The 16,743-nt window shown below is 65.6% G+C and carries 13 protein-coding genes; 4 read left to right on the plus strand and 9 right to left on the minus strand.

Annotation, left to right across the window (positions count from 1 at the left end):
• Nucleotides 1-40: 40 nt before the first annotated feature.
• Nucleotides 41-943 (plus strand): DnaJ C-terminal domain-containing protein, encoded by a 903-nt coding sequence (locus OUZ49_RS14905; RefSeq protein WP_266151280.1) that lies wholly within the window; start codon nucleotides 41-43, stop codon nucleotides 941-943.
• A 59-nt stretch (nucleotides 944-1,002) separates the two neighbouring features.
• On the opposite strand, the gene pilH is transcribed toward OUZ49_RS14905, so the two are convergent.
• The 9 genes from pilH to OUZ49_RS14950 form a co-directional block, all read right to left on the minus strand.
• Nucleotides 1,003-1,368: a twitching motility response regulator PilH gene (gene pilH, locus OUZ49_RS14910; protein WP_266151281.1), complete on the minus strand. Its 366-nt coding sequence runs from the start codon at nucleotides 1,366-1,368 to the stop codon at nucleotides 1,003-1,005.
• Between the two features lie 342 nt (nucleotides 1,369-1,710).
• Complete coding sequence (locus tag OUZ49_RS14915) at nucleotides 1,711-2,715, minus strand: oxidoreductase (protein ID WP_266151282.1); 1,005 nt, start codon at nucleotides 2,713-2,715, stop codon at nucleotides 1,711-1,713.
• Between the two features lie 31 nt (nucleotides 2,716-2,746).
• The gene (locus tag OUZ49_RS14920) at nucleotides 2,747-3,343 is read right to left on the minus strand and encodes an LOG family protein (protein WP_266151283.1); all 597 of its coding nucleotides are present in this window, start codon (nucleotides 3,341-3,343) and stop codon (nucleotides 2,747-2,749) included.
• Between the two features lie 176 nt (nucleotides 3,344-3,519).
• On the minus strand, nucleotides 3,520-4,944 hold the full coding sequence (gene lpdA / locus OUZ49_RS14925; RefSeq protein WP_266151284.1) for a dihydrolipoyl dehydrogenase: 1,425 nt from the start codon (nucleotides 4,942-4,944) through the stop codon (nucleotides 3,520-3,522).
• Between the two features lie 146 nt (nucleotides 4,945-5,090).
• A complete protein-coding gene (gene sucB, locus OUZ49_RS14930; protein ID WP_266151285.1) occupies nucleotides 5,091-6,293 on the minus strand; it encodes a dihydrolipoyllysine-residue succinyltransferase in 1,203 nt (400 codons plus the stop codon).
• A gap of 20 nt (nucleotides 6,294-6,313) precedes the next feature.
• Nucleotides 6,314-9,160 carry a 2-oxoglutarate dehydrogenase E1 component gene (locus OUZ49_RS14935; protein ID WP_266151286.1) on the minus strand — a complete coding sequence of 949 codons (2,847 nt, stop codon included), beginning with the start codon at nucleotides 9,158-9,160 and terminating at the stop codon, nucleotides 6,314-6,316.
• 258 nt (nucleotides 9,161-9,418) lie between these two features.
• A complete protein-coding gene (locus OUZ49_RS14940) occupies nucleotides 9,419-10,366 on the minus strand; it encodes a GNAT family N-acetyltransferase (RefSeq protein ID WP_266151287.1) in 948 nt (315 codons plus the stop codon).
• Nucleotides 10,363-11,556 (minus strand): cupin domain-containing protein, encoded by a 1,194-nt coding sequence (locus tag OUZ49_RS14945; protein ID WP_266151288.1) that lies wholly within the window; start codon nucleotides 11,554-11,556, stop codon nucleotides 10,363-10,365. Before OUZ49_RS14945 ends, OUZ49_RS14940 begins: the two co-directional genes overlap by 4 nt.
• Nucleotides 11,557-11,601: 45 nt before the next feature.
• Nucleotides 11,602-12,351, minus strand: a complete 750-nt coding sequence (locus OUZ49_RS14950) for a sulfite exporter TauE/SafE family protein (protein WP_266151289.1) — start codon at nucleotides 12,349-12,351, stop codon at nucleotides 11,602-11,604.
• Nucleotides 12,352-12,550: 199 nt separating this feature from the next.
• On the opposite strand from OUZ49_RS14950, the gene OUZ49_RS14955 reads away from it, so the two are divergent.
• The 3 genes from OUZ49_RS14955 to OUZ49_RS14965 are packed head-to-tail and all read left to right on the plus strand — an operon-like array spanning nucleotide 12,551 to nucleotide 16,735.
• The gene (locus OUZ49_RS14955) at nucleotides 12,551-14,320 is read left to right on the plus strand and encodes an assimilatory sulfite reductase (NADPH) flavoprotein subunit (protein WP_266151434.1); all 1,770 of its coding nucleotides are present in this window, start codon (nucleotides 12,551-12,553) and stop codon (nucleotides 14,318-14,320) included.
• Nucleotide 14,321: 1 nt separating this feature from the next.
• A complete protein-coding gene (cysI, locus tag OUZ49_RS14960) occupies nucleotides 14,322-16,016 on the plus strand; it encodes an assimilatory sulfite reductase (NADPH) hemoprotein subunit (protein WP_266151290.1) in 1,695 nt (564 codons plus the stop codon).
• Nucleotides 16,013-16,735: a phosphoadenylyl-sulfate reductase gene (locus OUZ49_RS14965; protein ID WP_266151291.1), complete on the plus strand. Its 723-nt coding sequence runs from the start codon at nucleotides 16,013-16,015 to the stop codon at nucleotides 16,733-16,735. The genes cysI and OUZ49_RS14965 overlap by 4 nt, the downstream gene beginning before the upstream one ends.
• Nucleotides 16,736-16,743 lie beyond the last annotated feature (8 nt).

A 16,743-nucleotide genomic window follows, 5' to 3' on the forward strand; every position in this document is an offset into this window, starting at 1 on the left:
CCGCGTGTCCGAGTGAGCAGGTTTCCGCCGGGGAGTGGCAGTGGAATTCAAAGATTATTACGACATTCTTGGCGTAAAGCCGGAGGCGACGGAGGCAGAGATCAAGGTCGCCTACCGCAAGCTGGCGCGCAAATACCATCCGGACAAGAACAAGGACGCCGGGGCGGAGGAAAAATTCAAGGCCATCAACGAAGCCAACGAAGTGCTTCGCGACCAGGAAAAGCGCCGCGCTTACGACGAGCTGCGCGCTGGCGGTTATCGCGGTGGCGAGCAGTTTCGCCCGCCGCCGGGTTGGGGCCAGAGTCACGGCTTCGACTTCGGTGGCGACGGCGGTGGCGACTTCAGCGATTTCTTCGAGAGCCTGTTCGGACGCGGCGGTGCTGGTCCACGCGCCGGCGCACCGCGCGCGCGTCGTGGAGGTGACGTGCATGCGCACGTGCAGATCGACCTGCAGACCGCTTTTGACGGTGGACGCACGCGGCTGGCCTTGCAGGATTCCAGTGGCGGCGAGCGCGTGCTCGAAGTGAAGATTCCTGCCGGTATCCAGCCAGGCCAGGTGATCCGCCTGGCCGGCCAGGGTCACGCCGGCATGGGTGGCGCGCCCAACGGCGACCTGCTGCTGGAAGTCGGCATTCGGGACGACGCGCGCTTCCGTCTGGATGGCCGCAATGTCTTGCATGTGCTGCCGATTGCGCCCTGGGAGGCTGCCCTGGGTGCCACGGTGCCGGTGCCGACCCTGGCGGGCACGGTGGACTTGCGCATTCCGGCGGGTTCCCAGTCAGGGCGCAAGCTGCGACTCAAGGGGCGTGGCCTGCCGGGTGCGCACCCGGGCGATCAGCTGGTCGAGCTGTCGATCCGCGCGCCCGTGGCGGATAACGATGCCCAGCGTTCCGCCTATGAATCCCTGCGCGATCAATTTGCCGATTACGATCCCCGGCATTGACCCGCTTTCAAGGCAAAAAAAACGGCGCTGAGCGCCGTTCTTTTTTGCCCTGTCGACCGTCAGGCGGGCAACAGCTCCTTGAGCGTCGTCACCAGTTCCTCTTCCTTGATCGGCTTGGTCACGTAGGCTTTCGCGCCCTGGCGCAGTCCCCATACCTTGTCGGTTTCCTGGTCCTTGGTAGTGATCAGCACGACCGGGATATGCGAAGTCTCCGGGTCCTTGCTGATCGTGCGGGTGGCCTGGAAACCGTTGAGGTTCGGCATCACCACATCCATCAGGATCAGGTCGGGACGCTCACGCTTGGCCGCTTCCACGCCCGCCGCGCCGTCCTCGGCGGTAAGGGCCTCATGCCCGAGCTTCTCGACGATGCGCTTGATGCCCAGCAACTGCGACGGCGAATCGTCGACGATCAGGATGCGTGCCATAAGGTGATATTCCCCTTGTTGTTTCGATGGATTCTAAGACGCTGTCGTGGAGCTTCCAAGCGTGACCGTCAGGCCGCCTGGCCTAGGGATGCTCTGATCTATTCAATGAGGGTGTCACCGGTTCTGTCTGCCCGCAGATGTGTGCTGCGTCGGCGAAGGCAGGCTGGCTGCCTGTCGAGACGGCGCGGCGCGCAGCTGCGGGCAGACAGAACCGGCCCTTCGGGTGATGTCCAGAAAGCCCGCAGGCCGCGGTGCGCGGCTTGCCCAGGCAGCCAGCCTGCGCCGCGCCACGCCCCACACCCTGCGAACATTCTGGACATCATGCCACCCTCATTGAATAGATCAGAGCATCCCTACGTGTACCAGAGTACGCCCAAAGGATTCGCCAGCGAGCATGCGGCCGAAAACTTCCGGCAGTTGCTCGAGCGTGACCTCGCGCGTGGCGATGCGTTCAAGATGCTGCGGCTTCCAGTCGCTGGCCAGATGCGCCCAGACGCGATCACGGATGTCACGTGCCGTACCGGCAGACGCAATGCCCAGCAGGCTGGCGCCGCGGATGATGAAGGGCATTACCGTACTTTCGAGTCCGATACCCCCGGCATTGCCGCAGATGGCGACGTTGCCGTAGGGGGCGATCAACGGCAGCAGGCCGGCCAGCATGCTGCCGCCCACGTTGTCCAGCGCGCCACCGAAGCGCACGGAATCCATTGGCTTGCCGCTGAAGGCGAGCTGGTGCCGGTCGATGCATTCGGCCGCACCCAGGTCACGCAGGAAATCGAAATGGGACGCCTTGCCGCTGATCGCGTGCACGGCGTAGCCGGCGCGGGTAAAGATGTCGATCGCCAGCATGCCCACGCCACCGGTGGCGCCGGTGACGGCGATCGGTCCCAGTGTCGGCGTCTGCTGGTTGTCCTGCATGCGCAGCAAGGCCAGCGCGGCCGTAAAGCCGGCTGTACCGATGATCATGCTGTCACGCAGGCTCAGGCCTTTCGGCAGCGGAATGGTCCAGGCCGAGGGCAGGCGAATGTACTCGGCGTAGCCGCCGTCGCGCGTTTCCGACAGACCGCTGCCGGTGCACAGCACGGCGTCGCCTTCCTTGAAAGCGGGATCGCTGGATGCGACCACGTGGCCGGCCACGTCGATGCCGCCATTGAGCGGGTATTGCCGAAGGATCTTGCCCTTGCCGGTGCCGGCTAGGGCGTCCTTGAAGTTGACCGAGGAGTACGCCACCTGGACCAGCACTTCGCCCGGCGAGAGCGCCGTGGCGCTGATTGTTTCGAGGCCGCCGCGGTAACCCGCGTCGTCGTTGTGGATGCGGAAAGCGCGGAATGCGTTGGGTGTGCTCATGGTCAATCCTGTCGAGGAGTCGTCGGGCCGCTCAGGCCTTCACGCTGCTACGGTCGATCCATTTGGGCGTGCGCTGGCCCTCGTAGCCTTCCATCCAGTCGAACAGCTGTCCCATGTCCTGACCGAACCATACACTCTCGCGCTGTTCGGGGCGCACGAAGCGCTCTGCCACCATGTGATCCATCATCGCGCGGAGCTGTCCGTAGTAGCCGCGCACATCGAGGAAGGCGCAGGGATAGCGATGCAGACCAAGCTGCGCCCAGGTCAACATTTCGAACATTTCGTCCATGGTGCCGAAGCCGCCGGGTAGCGCGACAAAGGCGTCGGACAGTTCGTACATGCGCGTCTTGCGCTGGTGCATGGTGTCGACGACGACGATCTCGGTCAGGCCGGTATGGGCCACTTCGAGCTCGACCAGCTGGCGCGGAATGACCCCGATCACCTGGCCGCCGCCAGCCAGTACCGCATTGGCCACGGTGCCCATCAAGCCGACTTTGCCGCCGCCATAAACGAGCGCGATGCCGCGCCGGGCCATCTCGGTGCCGAAGGCGTGTGCCTGGTCGACGTAGTCAGGATGACTGCCGCTGCTGGAGCCGCAGTAGACGCAAAGGGCAGAGGGTTGGGGCATGGGGGAATGGGGTAGGCGGGGGTAACAAAGGCCCGCCATGCCGGCGCAAGCCGGCATGGCGGCGGTGGGTGTTAGCTACGTATATGCCACAAAAGCGAACGGCCCGCTCATGTCGCCACGAGCGGGCCGTGGATCTCGTGACACAGGCCCTACTCGGCCGGCACGAGATGACGCCCTTAGTTGCCCTTGTGGATGGCGCGCTTGTCGACCGACAAGGCGGCCTCGTGCACGGCTTCCGACAAAGTCGGATGCGCGTGGACGATGCGCGCCAGGTCTTCCGACGAGCCCTTGAACTCCATCGCCACCACGCACTCGGCGATCAGTTCGGACACGCCCGGGCCCACCATGTGCACGCCGAGGATGCGGTCGGTTTCAGCGTGGGCCAGCATCTTCACCATGCCGATTGCCTCGTTCATGGCGACGGCGCGGCCGATCGCGGCGAACGGGAAGGTGCCGACCTTGTACGGGATGCCTTCGGCCTTGAGCTGGGCTTCGGTCTTGCCGGCCCAGGCGATTTCCGGCTCGGTGTAGATGACCCACGGCACGGTGTCGAGGTTGACGTGACCGGCCTTGCCGGCGATCCACTCAGCCACCGCCACGCCTTCCTCGGAACCCTTGTGCGCCAGCATCGGGCCGCGCACAGCGTCACCGATGGCCCACACGCCGTTCACGCCGGTGTGGTTGTGCTCGTCGACCACGATGCGGCCGCGCTCGTCCAGCTTCACGCCGGTGTCGGCAGCCAGCAGGCCGTCGGTGTAGGCGCGACGGCCCACGGCGACGAGCAGCTTGTCGACGACCAGTTCGTGTGCGCCGTCCTTGTCCTCATAGGTCAGGGCGATCTCATTCTTCTTGATCTCGGCCTTGGTGAGCTTCGCGCCGAGCTTGATGGCCAGGCCCTGCTTGGCGAATTCCTTCGCGGCGACCTTGGCGATGTCGGCATCGGCGACGCTGAGGAAGTCCGGCAGCGCCTCGAGCACGGTCACGTCCGCACCCAGGCGCTTCCACACGCTGCCCAGCTCCAGGCCGATCACGCCCGCGCCGATCACGCCCAGGCGCTTCGGCACCTCGGTGAAGTCCAGCGCGCCGGCGTTGTCGACGATCATCTTGTTGTCGAACTTGGCGAACGGCAGCTCGATCGGCACCGAACCCGAGGCCAGGATCACGTTGGTGGCGCTGATGGTCTGCTTGGAGCCGTCATTGCCGGTGATCTCGACATCGTTGCCCTTGAGCAGCTTGCCGGTGCCGAAGAACGGCGTGACCTTGTTGGCCTTGAACAGCTGACCGATGCCGCCGGTGAACTGCTTGACGATCTTGTCCTTGCGGCCGATGAAGGTCGCCATGTCGACCTTGGCGCCGTCCACGGTGATGCCGTGCACCGGCAGGTTGTGGGCGATGTTGTAGTACTGCTTGGACGAATCCAGCAGCGCCTTGGACGGGATGCAGCCCACGTTGAGGCAGGTGCCGCCGAGGGCCTGCTTGCCGTCCTTGCCGACAAACGCGTCCACGCAGGCGGTCTTCAGGCCCAGCTGCGCGGCGCGAATCGCGGCCACATAGCCGGCAGGGCCTGCACCGATGACGATGACGTCGAATTTTTCGCTCATGGTTTTTCCTTGCGGCGTGGCGCGCTAGGGGGGCGCGGCACATGAAATGCGGGGGAGGGATGCGGCGAGCGTGAATAAGGTCTCACGTTTCGCCGCCAGAGCTCCGTTACCTATTGGCATGGATCGCCGAGGCGATCCATGCGCGCTCAAATGCCGAGCAGCATGCGCTGCGGGTTCTCAAGCTGGTTCTTGATATCGACCAGGAACAGCACCGCGTCCTTGCCGTCGATGATGCGGTGGTCGTAGCTCAGCGCCAGGTACATCATCGGCGCGGCGATCACCTGGCCGTTCTCGACGATGGCGCGCTCCTTGATGGCGTGCATGCCCAGGATGGCGCTCTGCGGCGGGTTGACGATCGGCGTGGAGAGCAGCGAACCGAAGGTGCCACCGTTGGTGATGGTGAAGGTGCCGCCCTGCAGGTCGTCCAGGCCCAGCTTGCCGTCACGCGCCTTCTTGGCGTAATCGACGATGCCGCGCTCGACGTCAGCGAAGTTCATGTCCTGCACGTCGCGCAGCACCGGCGTCACCAGGCCCTTGTCGGTGGAGACGGCGATGGAGATGTCCTGATAGCCGTGATAGACGATGTCGTTGCCGTCGACCGAGGCATTGACCAGCGGGTGGCGCTTCAGCGCTTCGGCAGCAGCCTTCACGAAGAAGCTCATGAAGCCCAGCTTCACGCCGTTGGCCTTCTCGAACGACTCGCCCAGCGCCTTGCGCATCTTGACCACTTCGGCCAGGTTCACCTCGTTGAACGAGGTCAGCATGGCGATGGAGTTCTTCGACTGCATCAGGCGCTCGGCGATGCGCGCGCGCATGCGGGTCATCGGCACGCGCTCTTCCGGACGGGCGCCCGGCGTCGGCTTGGCAGCCGGCGCAGCGGCGGCAGACGCGCCACCCTTGCCGTAGTTCACCAGGTCTTCCTTGGTCACGCGACCGTCGCGGCCGGTACCGGCGACCTTGGAGGCGTCGATGTTCTGTTCGGTGGCCACGCGCAGGCCGGCCGGCGACAGGTCGGCATTGCCGGCGGCAGTCTGCGGAGCGGCAGCGGCGGGTGCGGCGGCCGGAGCCGGCGCAGCAGCGGCGGGAGCGGCAGCCGGAGCAGCGGCCACGGCACCTTCCTCGATCACCGCGATGACCTGCTGGCTGGTCACCGTGTCGCCGGTCTGGAACTTCAGTTCCTTGATCACGCCATCGACCGGGGCGGGCACTTCCAGCACGACCTTATCGGTTTCGAGGTCGACCAGATTCTCGTCGCGCTTCACTGCATCACCGGCTTTCTTGTGCCAGGTGGCGATGGTGGCGTCGGAGACGGACTCGGGCAGGACGGGGACTTTGACTTCGATAGACATATGGAATCCTTGGGGGTCTCTTATTCTGCCGCGTGATCGGTGCCGATCGGTGCGACCAGCGCCTGCTCGACGAGTGCTGCCTGTTCGGCGACATGGGTATTGAGGTGGCCAGCGGCCGGCGCCGGCGAGCGCGCGCGTCCCGCGTAGGACAGGCTTTGCTTGCTGCTGACACAGGCCTGCAGGTGGTGGCGGATCTGGAACCACGCGCCCTGGTTCATCGGCTCTTCCTGACACCAGATGACTTCCTTGGCGGCCGCGTATTTTTCCAGCTCGGCGGTGACTTCCGGACGCGGGAACGGGTACAGCTGTTCCACGCGCACGATGGCCACGTCGGTGAGGCCGCGCTTCTCCGCGTCCTCCAGCAGGTCGTAATAGACCTTGCCCGAGCACAGCACCACGCGCTTGACCTTCTTGGCCGGCAGCTCGCGATGCTCCGGGATCACCAGCTGGAAGCCGCCGGTGGCGAGCTCGTCCAGGGTGGACACGGCCAGCTTGTGGCGCAGCAACGACTTCGGCGTCATCACGATCAGCGGCTTGCGCGTCGGGCGCACCATCTGGCGGCGGATCATGTGGAAGGCCTGGGCCGGCGTGGTCGGCACGCAGACCTGCATATTGTCGAGCGCGCACAGCTGCAGGAAGCGCTCGATGCGCGCCGAGGAGTGCTCGGGGCCGGCGCCTTCATAGCCGTGCGGCAGGAACAGCGCGAGACCGCACAGGCGGTTCCACTTCGCTTCGCCGGAGCTGATGAACTGGTCGATCACCACCTGGGCGCCATTGGCGAAGTCGCCGAACTGGCCTTCCCAGATATTGAGCGTGTACGGATCGGTGGTGGACTGGCCGTACTCGAACGCCATCACCGCTTCTTCGCTGAGCAGCGAGTCGATGATCTCGACGTCAGCGCCGTCGCGCACGTTCGCCAGCGGCATATAGGTATAGCCGGTGTTCTGGTCGTGCAGCACCGCATGACGATGGAAGAACGTGCCGCGACCGCAGTCCTGGCCGACCAGGCGCAGGTTGTAGTTCTCGTCGATCAGCGTGGCGTAGGCCAGGTTTTCGGCGAAACCCCAGTCACCGGCCAACTCGCCGCTGGCCATCTTGGCGCGGTCGTCGTAGATCTTGGCGACGCGTGCCTGCAGGGTCAGGTCCTTCGGGTACTTCAGCAGCTGATTGGCCAGCTCGACCAGGCGCTGCTTGTCCACGCCGGTGTTGGCCGGGGTGGACAGCTTGCCGCCGATGAAGACGTCCCAGTCGACCTCGATGTCCTTGACCAGGGCCGTGGTCAGCTCGGTCATCGGCTCGCCGGCTTCGAGGCGGGCACGATAGTCGTCGAACATCTTCTGCGCGTCGCCGTCAGCCAGCAAGCCATCCTTCACCAGCCGCTGCGCATACAGATCGCGGGCGGTGGGGCGCTTGCGGATGATCTGGTACATCACCGGCTGGGTGGCGGCCGGTTCGTCGGCTTCGTTATGGCCATGGCGGCGGTAGCACACCAGGTCAAGCACGACGTCCTTGCGGAACTGCTTGCGGAAGTCGTAGGCCATGCGGGTGGCCTGGATCACGGCCTCCGGGTCGTCGCCGTTCACGTGGAACACCGGCGCGTTGACCATCTTGGCCAGGTCGGTGCAGTACAGGGTGGAACGGGCGTCCTGCGGATTGGAGGTGGTGAAGCCGACCTGGTTGTTCACCACGATGTGCAGGCTGCCGCCGATCTTGAAGCCGCGGGCCTGCGACATGTTGAACAATTCCATGTTCACGCCCTGGCCGGCCAGCGCCGCGTCGCCATGCACCAGCACGGCCAGCGACTGCTTGTGCTCGGTATCGCGGCGGCGCGTCTGGCGCGCGTGCACGGAACCGGCGACCACCGGATTGACGATTTCCAGATGCGACGGGTTGAACGCCAGCGCCACGTGGGTGCCGCCGTTCGGCGTCTTGACGTCGGCGGAGAAGCCCAGGTGGTACTTCACGTCACCCGAGTGCGCCGGATCATCCGGATGGTCGAACTTGCCTTCGAACTCGTTGAACAGCGTGCGCGGCGGCTTGCCGAGGATGTTCACCAGCATGTTCAGGCGGCCACGATGGGCCATGCCGATCACGACTTCCTTGATGCCGTTGTCGCCGGCGGCGCGGACCACGTCGTCCACCATCGGGATCAGGCTGTCGCCGCCTTCCAGCGAGAAGCGCTTCTGGCCGACGTACTTGGTGTGCAGGTAGCGCTCCAGGCCTTCGGCGGCGGTCAGCCCGGCCAGCACGCGCTGCTTGCCCGCCTTGTCCAGACCGGCGCTGCCATTGGCCTGCTCGAGACGGGTGTAGATCCAGTTACGCTGCTCATGATTGCTGATGTACATGAACTCGGCGCCGAGCGTGTTGGTGTACACCTGCTTCAGTCGCGCGATCAGGTCGCGCAACTTCATGCGCTGGCCACCGCCGGCAAAGTTGCCGCAGTCGAACGCGGTGTCCAGGTCGGCGTCGCTCAGTCCGTGGAACGACAGCTCCAGATCCGGCGCCGGCAGCTTTTCAGCCAGGCCGAGCGGGTCAAGATTGGCAGCCAGGTGGCCGCGCGAGCGATAGGCGGTGAGGATGCGCAGCACGCCAGCCTGCTTGCGGGCGTGGGCGTCGTCCATCGGGCCGGCAACCGTGGCAACCGCGCTGCGGCGCTGCTTTTGCGCGGCCTCTATACGCGCAATGGCCGCAGAGTGGGGAACGTCCCCGGACTCGCGGCCTTTGAAGGATTCGAAATATTTGCTCCAGTCGGCGGAGACCGAGGACGGGTCTGCCAACCAGGATTCATAGAGCTGTTCGATATATTCGGCGTTGCCGCCGGCGAGTTGGGAGGATTCGAGGAACTCGCGGATCAGATTAGTGCTCACGTCACCACCGGTGAGGAAGGAAGGCTTTCAGCCGTTCCGACCGGGGGGGACGGATGGCTGGGAAAAATCCTGTTAATTATAGCCTCGTGCTGCTGCGACGCGGCAAGCCGAAGCGTCCATCCAAAGTGGGGTTGATGCGCCATATTTCGAGCCCCGGGGTATCGACCATCGTCGTAGAGCGCTGTTTTTCACCGACTCATGGCATTTTCGTGACGCCTAGACACCTGCGCCAAAGCCGTAGTGTCGTTCAGCCAGCGGCTAGAGATCGAGCGGCTGCAGCGCGCTGGCCCGTGCCGAACGCTCCCACACTTCATTGAAGTGCTGCAGCAGCGGCGCCTGCGCCGCGCGGTCAGCCAGGGCGGCGCGGCCGGCAGCACGCTGAGCGTCGGGCTGGAACAGGTAGCCACCCTGGTCGGTGAGCAGGTAAGACGAGCTGTAGGCCAGATCGAGCTCCTCGAGCGGCGTCCGCACCAGCAACACGCTGGGCAGGCGCTGGGCGAGGGCGATCAGGCGGTGGCTATCGCGCAACGCGGCTGCCGGGTCGTGCAGCAGGATACGAATCTGGGCGCCGCGGCCCGAGGTGGCGATGCGGCGCAATTCGGCCAGTTCCTGCGCGCTGGCATAGACGTCATCGGTCAGACTGGGTTGATAGATGGACAGGCGACAGCCTGCCTCGCTCAGCAGGCGCTGGCGGCTGGCAGCGATATCGCTGCGGCTGTTGGCGGGCAGTGCATCGGCCGAGGCCACCGGATGGCTGGGTTCCGCCCGCTCGAGCTCGAGGCGCATGGTCTGGTGGATGAGCCCGGCATCCTCGAACCTGTCGCCAACAGCCACGAATCCTTCGCGCTGGTAGAAGGCGATGGCTGCGATCTGGGCATCCAGGGTGACCTGGGTCTGGCCCTGGGTTCTGGCCCGGGTGACCAGCTCGCGTAGCAGCGCGGCACCAACGCCCTGGTTGCGCCACGGCTGACGCACGGCGACCCGGCCGATCTTCCCTTGCGGGGTGAGGCGGGCGCAGCCGATGGCCTCACCCTGGCCGTCACGTGCAAGCAAATGAACGGAGACGGTATCCAGCTCGTCCCGTTCGAGTGCCTCGGGCAGGCGGTGTTCCACCAAGAAGACTTCCCGACGAAGGTCGCACAAGGCCTGGCATTCGCTGGCGCGAGCCCAGTCGGCGCTTTCGACGTGGAAGTCCTGCAGCTTCATCGGCGGCGCGTTTTGCGGGCGACCAGGTGGCCATCATTGACCAGCGCCAGCAGCAGGGTGCGCTCGGCGGCTGGGATCTTCTTGCCAGGACTCAACTCGCGCTCGCGGCACAGGCGTTCGGCCAGTTCGATCGATGCCGGATACGCATGGCCGTTGACGAACAGCGTGGCATCACGCTTGCCACGTGCCCAGGCCATGCGGGCCCAGGGATGGCGCAGCAGCTGCGCACCGCCATCCAGCTGCTTGAGCAGGGCGGCCTCGGTCACCGGCTTCTCGGGTGGCACCGGCACCTGGGCATTGCGATAGCGCGTGATGAAGCGTCCAAACCAGTCGATCAGGGTGAGTTCGTCCAGCGCCGCCGCAAACGGCAGGGACTTCTTCAGGCGGGCGACAGCGGCGCGATCGATCTCGCCGACGGCCTTGGCGGGGCTGAGGTCGGCGTCGCTGTAACGCAGTTCGTCGGGCAGGCGCTCGGCCAGGTAATCGGCAAGGTCGCCGGTGAGTTCGGCCTGCGAGGGCGCGCGCATGCCGACCGAGATGGTCATGCAGGGGCCGCCGAAGGCAATGCCGTCATGCGGTGCACCGGGCGGCAGGTAAAGCATGTCACCCGGGTCCAGCAGCCATTCGTGGTCGGGGTCGAAGTGCTGCAGCTGCTTGAGCTCCACGTCAGGGCGGAAATCCTTCGGTGCATCCGGGTCGGTGCTGATCGCCCAATGGCGCTGGCCAATGGCCTGCAGCAGGAAGACGTCGTACTGATCCACGTGCGGGCCCACGCCGCCGCCGGGCTCGGCGTACGAAATCATGATGTCGTCCATGCGCCAGCTGGGCAGGAAGCTGAAGCTCGTCAGCAGGGCCGCGACGTCGGCATCCCACTTGTCCACGTCCTGCACCAGCAGGGTCCAGTTGCGTTCCGGCGTCTTGGCGAAATCGGCCTCGCTGAGCGGGCCGGTCTTGACCTGCCAGCGATCGCGCTTTTCATCATGCACGATCAGGCGTGACAGGGCCGACTCCTCACAGGCGAGGCCGGCCAGGTCGTCAGGTTCGATGGGCGACTCGAAATCGGCAAAGGCCTGGCGGATCAGCAGGGGGCGCTTCTGCCAATAGTCGCGCAGGAATTGTGCGGGGCTCATGCCCAGCGGCTGCTTGGCGCTGCCGCGGACTTCGATGGGGAGGGGGCGGGATGTGCTCATTCGCTTATTCTAAGCGAATAGCGAGACGGGCTCGGTTGACCGCGATCAGTGACCCAGGAAGATTCGCGCCACGTTGTTGAGGCCGATCGCCAGCACGGCGAGCGCGGCCAGCACGGTGGCCGCACGAGGGGGCATCTTGCGCGCCAGCAAGGCGCTCACGGGCGCGGCTAGCACGCCGCCAGCGATCAGGCCCAGCACCGAGCTGCCATGGGGCAGGCCGACCTGCATGAAGAAGCTGATGCTGGCCACGGCGCTGACCACGCATTTGGCCAGGTGCACGGTGCCGATCACCATGCGCGGCCTGACCCCGCGAGCCACCAGGGTAGGGACGCTAAGCGCGCTCCAGCCGCCGCCAGCGACCGCGTCGGCAAAACCGGCGAGCAGGCCCAGCGGGCGGGTGATGCGGGGTGTTTCGTCATGCAGGCGATGGCCCCGGACCGGGCGAAACAGCAGGAACAGGCCCATGCCGATCAGGTAAGGGGTAAGCACCAGTTTCATCCAGGCGGGCGGCACATGGCTCACCACGTACACGCCGAGGGTGGCGCCGATCGCCCCGGGGACCACCAGGGCCCAGAACAGCCGCCGCAGCACGTTGCCGGCCATCAGATGGCTGATGCCGGAGGCGCCGCAGGTGAAGGTTTCCGCATAGTGCACGCTGGCGCTGGCCAGTGCCGGCGGTACGCCCAGCGCCAGCAGCAAGGCCGCCGAGGTGACGCCGTAGGCCATGCCTAGTGCACCGTCGACGAGCTGGGCGAGCGCGCCGATGACGGCGTACGTAAGAAAATCCGTAGGCATGGGCTATGGGAAAGGGTCGATGGCGCCAGTGTAGGGGAGTCCCGCTCCTTATTGGAAATAAGCGCGTGGACATATGGATATGCCAACACGTCCTTTCACATGACGTGTAGTGATGACTACTTTGGGTGGCCAGAAGTATGGACGTCCAAAGGAAGTCGATGTGAACGCGGTCGTTGCGACAGAAATCCGTCCGGCATCCATGGACAGCGAAAGGCTGTCGGCGCTGGAGCGGCTGGCCGAAGGCCTCGGTCCGGCCGAGCTCTACTGGGTCGCCGCCTGGAGCGCCGCCCGGGCCGATCAGCTGCAACGAGGCCTTGTCGGCATCCAGGCAGCGCCGGCAAAGGCGGCCCATGATGCGCTGACCATCGTCTATGGCAGTCAGACCGGGCAGGCCAAGCGCATCGCCACCCAGCTCAGCGAACGGGCCGCGGCGGCAGGACTGTCCGTACGGCTGGTGCGGGCCGATGCTTATTCCCAGCGCGAGCTGGCGAAGGAGAAGCATCTCGTCGTCGTGATCAGCACCCAGGGCGACGCCGAGCCGCCGGATGATGCGCGTGGCCTGGTCGAATTCGTGCTGGGCAAGCGCGCGCCCAAGCTGGCGGGCCTGCGCTACGCCGTGCTGGGCCTGGGCGATTCCAGTTATCCGCAATTCTGCGCCATCGGCCGCCAGCTCGACGAGCGTCTGGCCGAGCTTGGCGCCGCGCGCTTTGCGCCATTCGGCGAGGCCGATGTGGATATCGAGGCAGTCGCCGGGCCTTGGGCCGAACAGGCGCTCGAGCAGGCGAAGAAGCTGGTGGGCGCGCAGCCGCCGGCGGCGCGCGTGGCGACACTGCAACCCGTGCCCAGCCGGGCCACGCACTCGCGTGAACGCCCGTTTGCAGCATCCGTACTGGATAACCAGACGATCGTCGCGCGTGACGCCGCGCGCGATGTGCGGCACGTGGAATTGTCACTGGAAGGATCCGGCCTCAGCTATCAGCCCGGCGACGCCGTGGGCGTGTGGCCGCAGAATCCACCCGGCCTGGTGCAGCAATGGCTGTCGCTGCTGCAGCTGGATGGCGAACAGCTGGCGAACCACGACGGGCGCAGCCTGCCGTTGCGCCAATGGCTGACCAGCGAGCGCGAATTGACGCGGCTCAGTCGACCCCTCATCGCGGCCCTGGCCGACGCCAGCGGCGATGAAGGCCTGGCCCAGCTGTTGCGGCCGGATCAGTCGCGCGCCCTGGCGACCCTGCTCAGCGACCATCAGCCGATCGACCTGTGGCGGCGCCATCCGGCGGCCTGGTCGGCGGAAGAGCTGGTCGCCGCACTGCGCCCGTTGACGCCTCGGCTGTACTCGATTGCCTCGAGCCAGAAAGTCGTCGGTGACGAGGTTCATCTCACGGTCGCCACGGTGGACTACATCGCACATGGCGAGCGGCACTGGGGCGCGGCTTCGTCCTTCATCTCTGCGGCCAACGACGAACGCCGCCTGCCCATCTATATCGAAGCGAACGAACGCTTTCGCCTGCCGAAGGACGATGCGCGCGACGTGATCATGATCGGTCCGGGTACCGGCGTGGCGCCGTTCCGGGCGTTCGTGCAGGAGCGCCGCGAGACCGGCGCACGCGGGCGCAACTGGTTGTTCTTCGGCAATCGCCATTTCACCAGCGAATTCCTCTACCAGCTGGAATGGCAGGCGGCCCTGCGCGATGGCTCGCTAAACCGCCTCGACCTGGCGTTCTCCCGCGATGGAGCGTCCAAGATTTACGTGCAACAACGACTGCGTGAGCAGGGTCGCGAGTTGTATGCGTGGCTGCAGGAAGGTGCGCACTTGTATGTCTGCGGCGACGCGAACCACATGGCGAAGGATGTGCACGCGGCCCTGATCGACGTGGCGATCGCCCATGGTGGCCAAACGCCGGAACAGGCCAAGGAGTGGCTGGGCGAGCTTTTGCAACAGGGCCGTTATGCCCGGGACGTGTACTGAGATGACGACGCCACCTTCGGACCTCGAACGCATCAAGGCCGCCAGCCGCTTCCTGCGCGGTGGCATTGCGGAAGGCCTGCGTGATCCGATCACCAATGCCATCAGCGACGACGACAACAAATTGCTGAAGTTCCACGGCAGCTACCTGCAGGATGATCGCGACCTGCGCGACGAGCGTCGTCGCCAGAAGCTCGAGCCCGCGTATTCCTTCATGCTGCGCGCGCGCCTGCCATCCGGCGTGGTGACGCCTGCGCAATGGCTGGTCTATGACCAGTTGGCGCGCGACTACGCCAACGGCACCCTGCGCATCACCACGCGCCAGACCTTCCAGTGGCACGGCATCATCAAGCACAACCTGAAGCCGACGATTGCGGCCATCCACGCCTCCTTGGCCAGCACCATCGCCGCCTGCGGCGATGTCGTGCGCAACGTGGTGAGCACGCCGAACCCGGTCGAATCTTCGGCGCATGCGCTCGCTCATGCCTGGGCTGCGCGGCTTTCCGACGAGTTGGCGCCGCGCACGCGGGCCTATCATGAGATCTGGCTCGACGGTGAGCCGCTGGTGGATGAACCGAAACAGGAAGAACCGCTGTACGGGGCGACCTATCTCCCGCGCAAATTCAAGATCGGTCTGGCGATTCCGCCGCTGAACGATATCGATGTGTTCGCGCAGGACCTGGGACTCATCGCCATCATCGAAGCGGGCGAGCTGCAAGGCTTCAACGTGGCGGTAGGCGGTGGCATGGGTGCGACGCACGGCGATCCCAGCACCTATCCGCGGCTGGCCAGCGTGATCGGCTTTGTCAGGGCCGAGCAGTTGTTCGAAGTGGCCGAAGCCGTAGTCGCCGTCCAGCGCGACTGGGGCAATCGCAGCGAGCGCAAGCACGCCCGCCTGAAGTACACCATCGATCATCGCGGCCTGGACGCGTTCAAGGCCGAGGTGGAGGCGCGGCTTGGCTTTGCGCTGCTGCCCGAACGCCCGTATCAGTTCGACCATAACGGCGATCGCTACGGGTGGATCGAAGGCTCCGACGGCCGCTGGCATCTGACGCTGCATATCGAGGCGGGTCGGCTGGCCGACGTCGGCGAGCGCCGTTGGCTCACCGGCCTGCGTGAACTGGCGAAAGTACACGAAGGCGATTTCCGGCTCACCTGCAATCAGAACGTGATCATCGCCAACGTGGCCGCCGAGCAGCGCGCGCGCATCGACGCCATCGTCGAGGCGCATGGGCTGGATGGCTACCATCGGCAGAGCGGTATCCGCCGTCATGCGGTGGCCTGCGTGGCGCTGCCGACCTGCGGATTGGCGATGGCGGAGGCCGAGCGGTACCTGCCGGACCTGTTGCCCAAGCTTGAGGCCCTGCTGGAAACCCACGGCCTCGCCGATGCACCGATCCTGCTGCGCCTGTCCGGCTGCCCGAATGGCTGCTCGAGGCCTTACCTCGGTGAAATCGCCCTGGTCGGGCGTGGGCCGGGCCGCTATGACTTGCGGCTGGGTGCGGATTTTCGTGGGCAGCGGCTCAACCAGACCTATCGCGAGAATGTCGACGAGCAGGCTATCCTCGAAGCGCTGTCACCGCTGTTCGCGAGTTATGCGGCGCGGCGCGCGCCGGGTGAGCATTTTGGCGACTTCCTGCTGCGTACAGGTGTCGTCGATACCGCGTCACGGCGGATCCCAGTGGAGCTGGTGGCATGAACGAGGCGCTGCTCAAGGATGCACAGCATGATCCGGCAGCACTGGAAATCCTGAACCAGTGGCTCGAAACGCTCAGTGCGGAAGAGCGTGTGGCCTGGGCGCTCGAATACTCCGCTGGCACGCACGTGCTCTCATCGAGCTTCGGGGCGCAAGCGGCCGTGTCCCTGCATCTGCTGACACGGCAGCAACCCGCGTTGCCGGTGGTGCTCATCGACACGGGTTACCTTTTTCCCGAGACCTATCGCTTTATCGACGAACTGCGCGATCGCCTGTCCTTGAATCTCAGGATCTATAGCGCGCCGCAAAGCGCCGCGTGGATGGAAGCGCGCGAAGGTCGCCTGTGGGAACAGGGTATTGCGGGGATCGACCGCTACAACCAGCTGCGCAAGGTGGAGCCCATGCAGAGGGCGTTGAGCGAACTGAAGGCAGGCACCTGGTTCGCCGGACTTCGGCGCAGCCAGGCGCGAACGCGCGCCGCCATTCATGTCGCCGAGCGCCGCGACGGCCGCTGGAAGTTTCATCCCATCGCCGACTGGACCGACCGCGATGTGGGCCAGTACCTGCGCCGCCACGACCTGCCTTATCACCCGCTGTGGGACCAGGGCTACATCTCGATTGGCGATGTGCACACCACGCATCGATGGGAGCCCGGCGCGGATCTCGACTCGACGCGCTTCTTCGGCCTCAAGCGCGAGTGCGGACTGCACGGCCTCACCTGATCCGCCGA

Origin of the sequence: Dyella halodurans (genome assembly GCF_026283925.1) — a bacterium.
Classification (GTDB): Bacteria; Pseudomonadota; Gammaproteobacteria; order Xanthomonadales; family Rhodanobacteraceae; genus Dyella; species Dyella halodurans.

Bases quoted from the DNA above. Each gene is read 5' to 3' on its own strand.
- pilH (WP_266151281.1), bottom strand. From the start codon at position 1,368: ATGGCACGCATCCTGATCGTCGACGATTCGCCGTCGCAGTTGCTGGGC.
- OUZ49_RS14915 (WP_266151282.1), bottom strand. From the start codon at position 2,715: ATGAGCACACCCAACGCATTCCGCGCTTTCCGCATCCACAACGACGAC.
- OUZ49_RS14920 (WP_266151283.1), bottom strand. From the start codon at position 3,343: ATGCCCCAACCCTCTGCCCTTTGCGTCTACTGCGGCTCCAGCAGCGGC.
- lpdA (WP_266151284.1), bottom strand. From the start codon at position 4,944: ATGAGCGAAAAATTCGACGTCATCGTCATCGGTGCAGGCCCTGCCGGC.
- sucB (WP_266151285.1), bottom strand. From the start codon at position 6,293: ATGTCTATCGAAGTCAAAGTCCCCGTCCTGCCCGAGTCCGTCTCCGAC.
- OUZ49_RS14940 (WP_266151287.1), bottom strand. From the start codon at position 10,366: ATGAAGCTGCAGGACTTCCACGTCGAAAGCGCCGACTGGGCTCGCGCC.
- OUZ49_RS14945 (WP_266151288.1), bottom strand. From the start codon at position 11,556: ATGAGCACATCCCGCCCCCTCCCCATCGAAGTCCGCGGCAGCGCCAAG.
- OUZ49_RS14950 (WP_266151289.1), bottom strand. From the start codon at position 12,351: ATGCCTACGGATTTTCTTACGTACGCCGTCATCGGCGCGCTCGCCCAG.
- OUZ49_RS14955 (WP_266151434.1), top strand. From the start codon at position 12,551: ATGGACAGCGAAAGGCTGTCGGCGCTGGAGCGGCTGGCCGAAGGCCTC.
- cysI (WP_266151290.1), top strand. From the start codon at position 14,322: ATGACGACGCCACCTTCGGACCTCGAACGCATCAAGGCCGCCAGCCGC.
- OUZ49_RS14965 (WP_266151291.1), top strand. From the start codon at position 16,013: ATGAACGAGGCGCTGCTCAAGGATGCACAGCATGATCCGGCAGCACTG.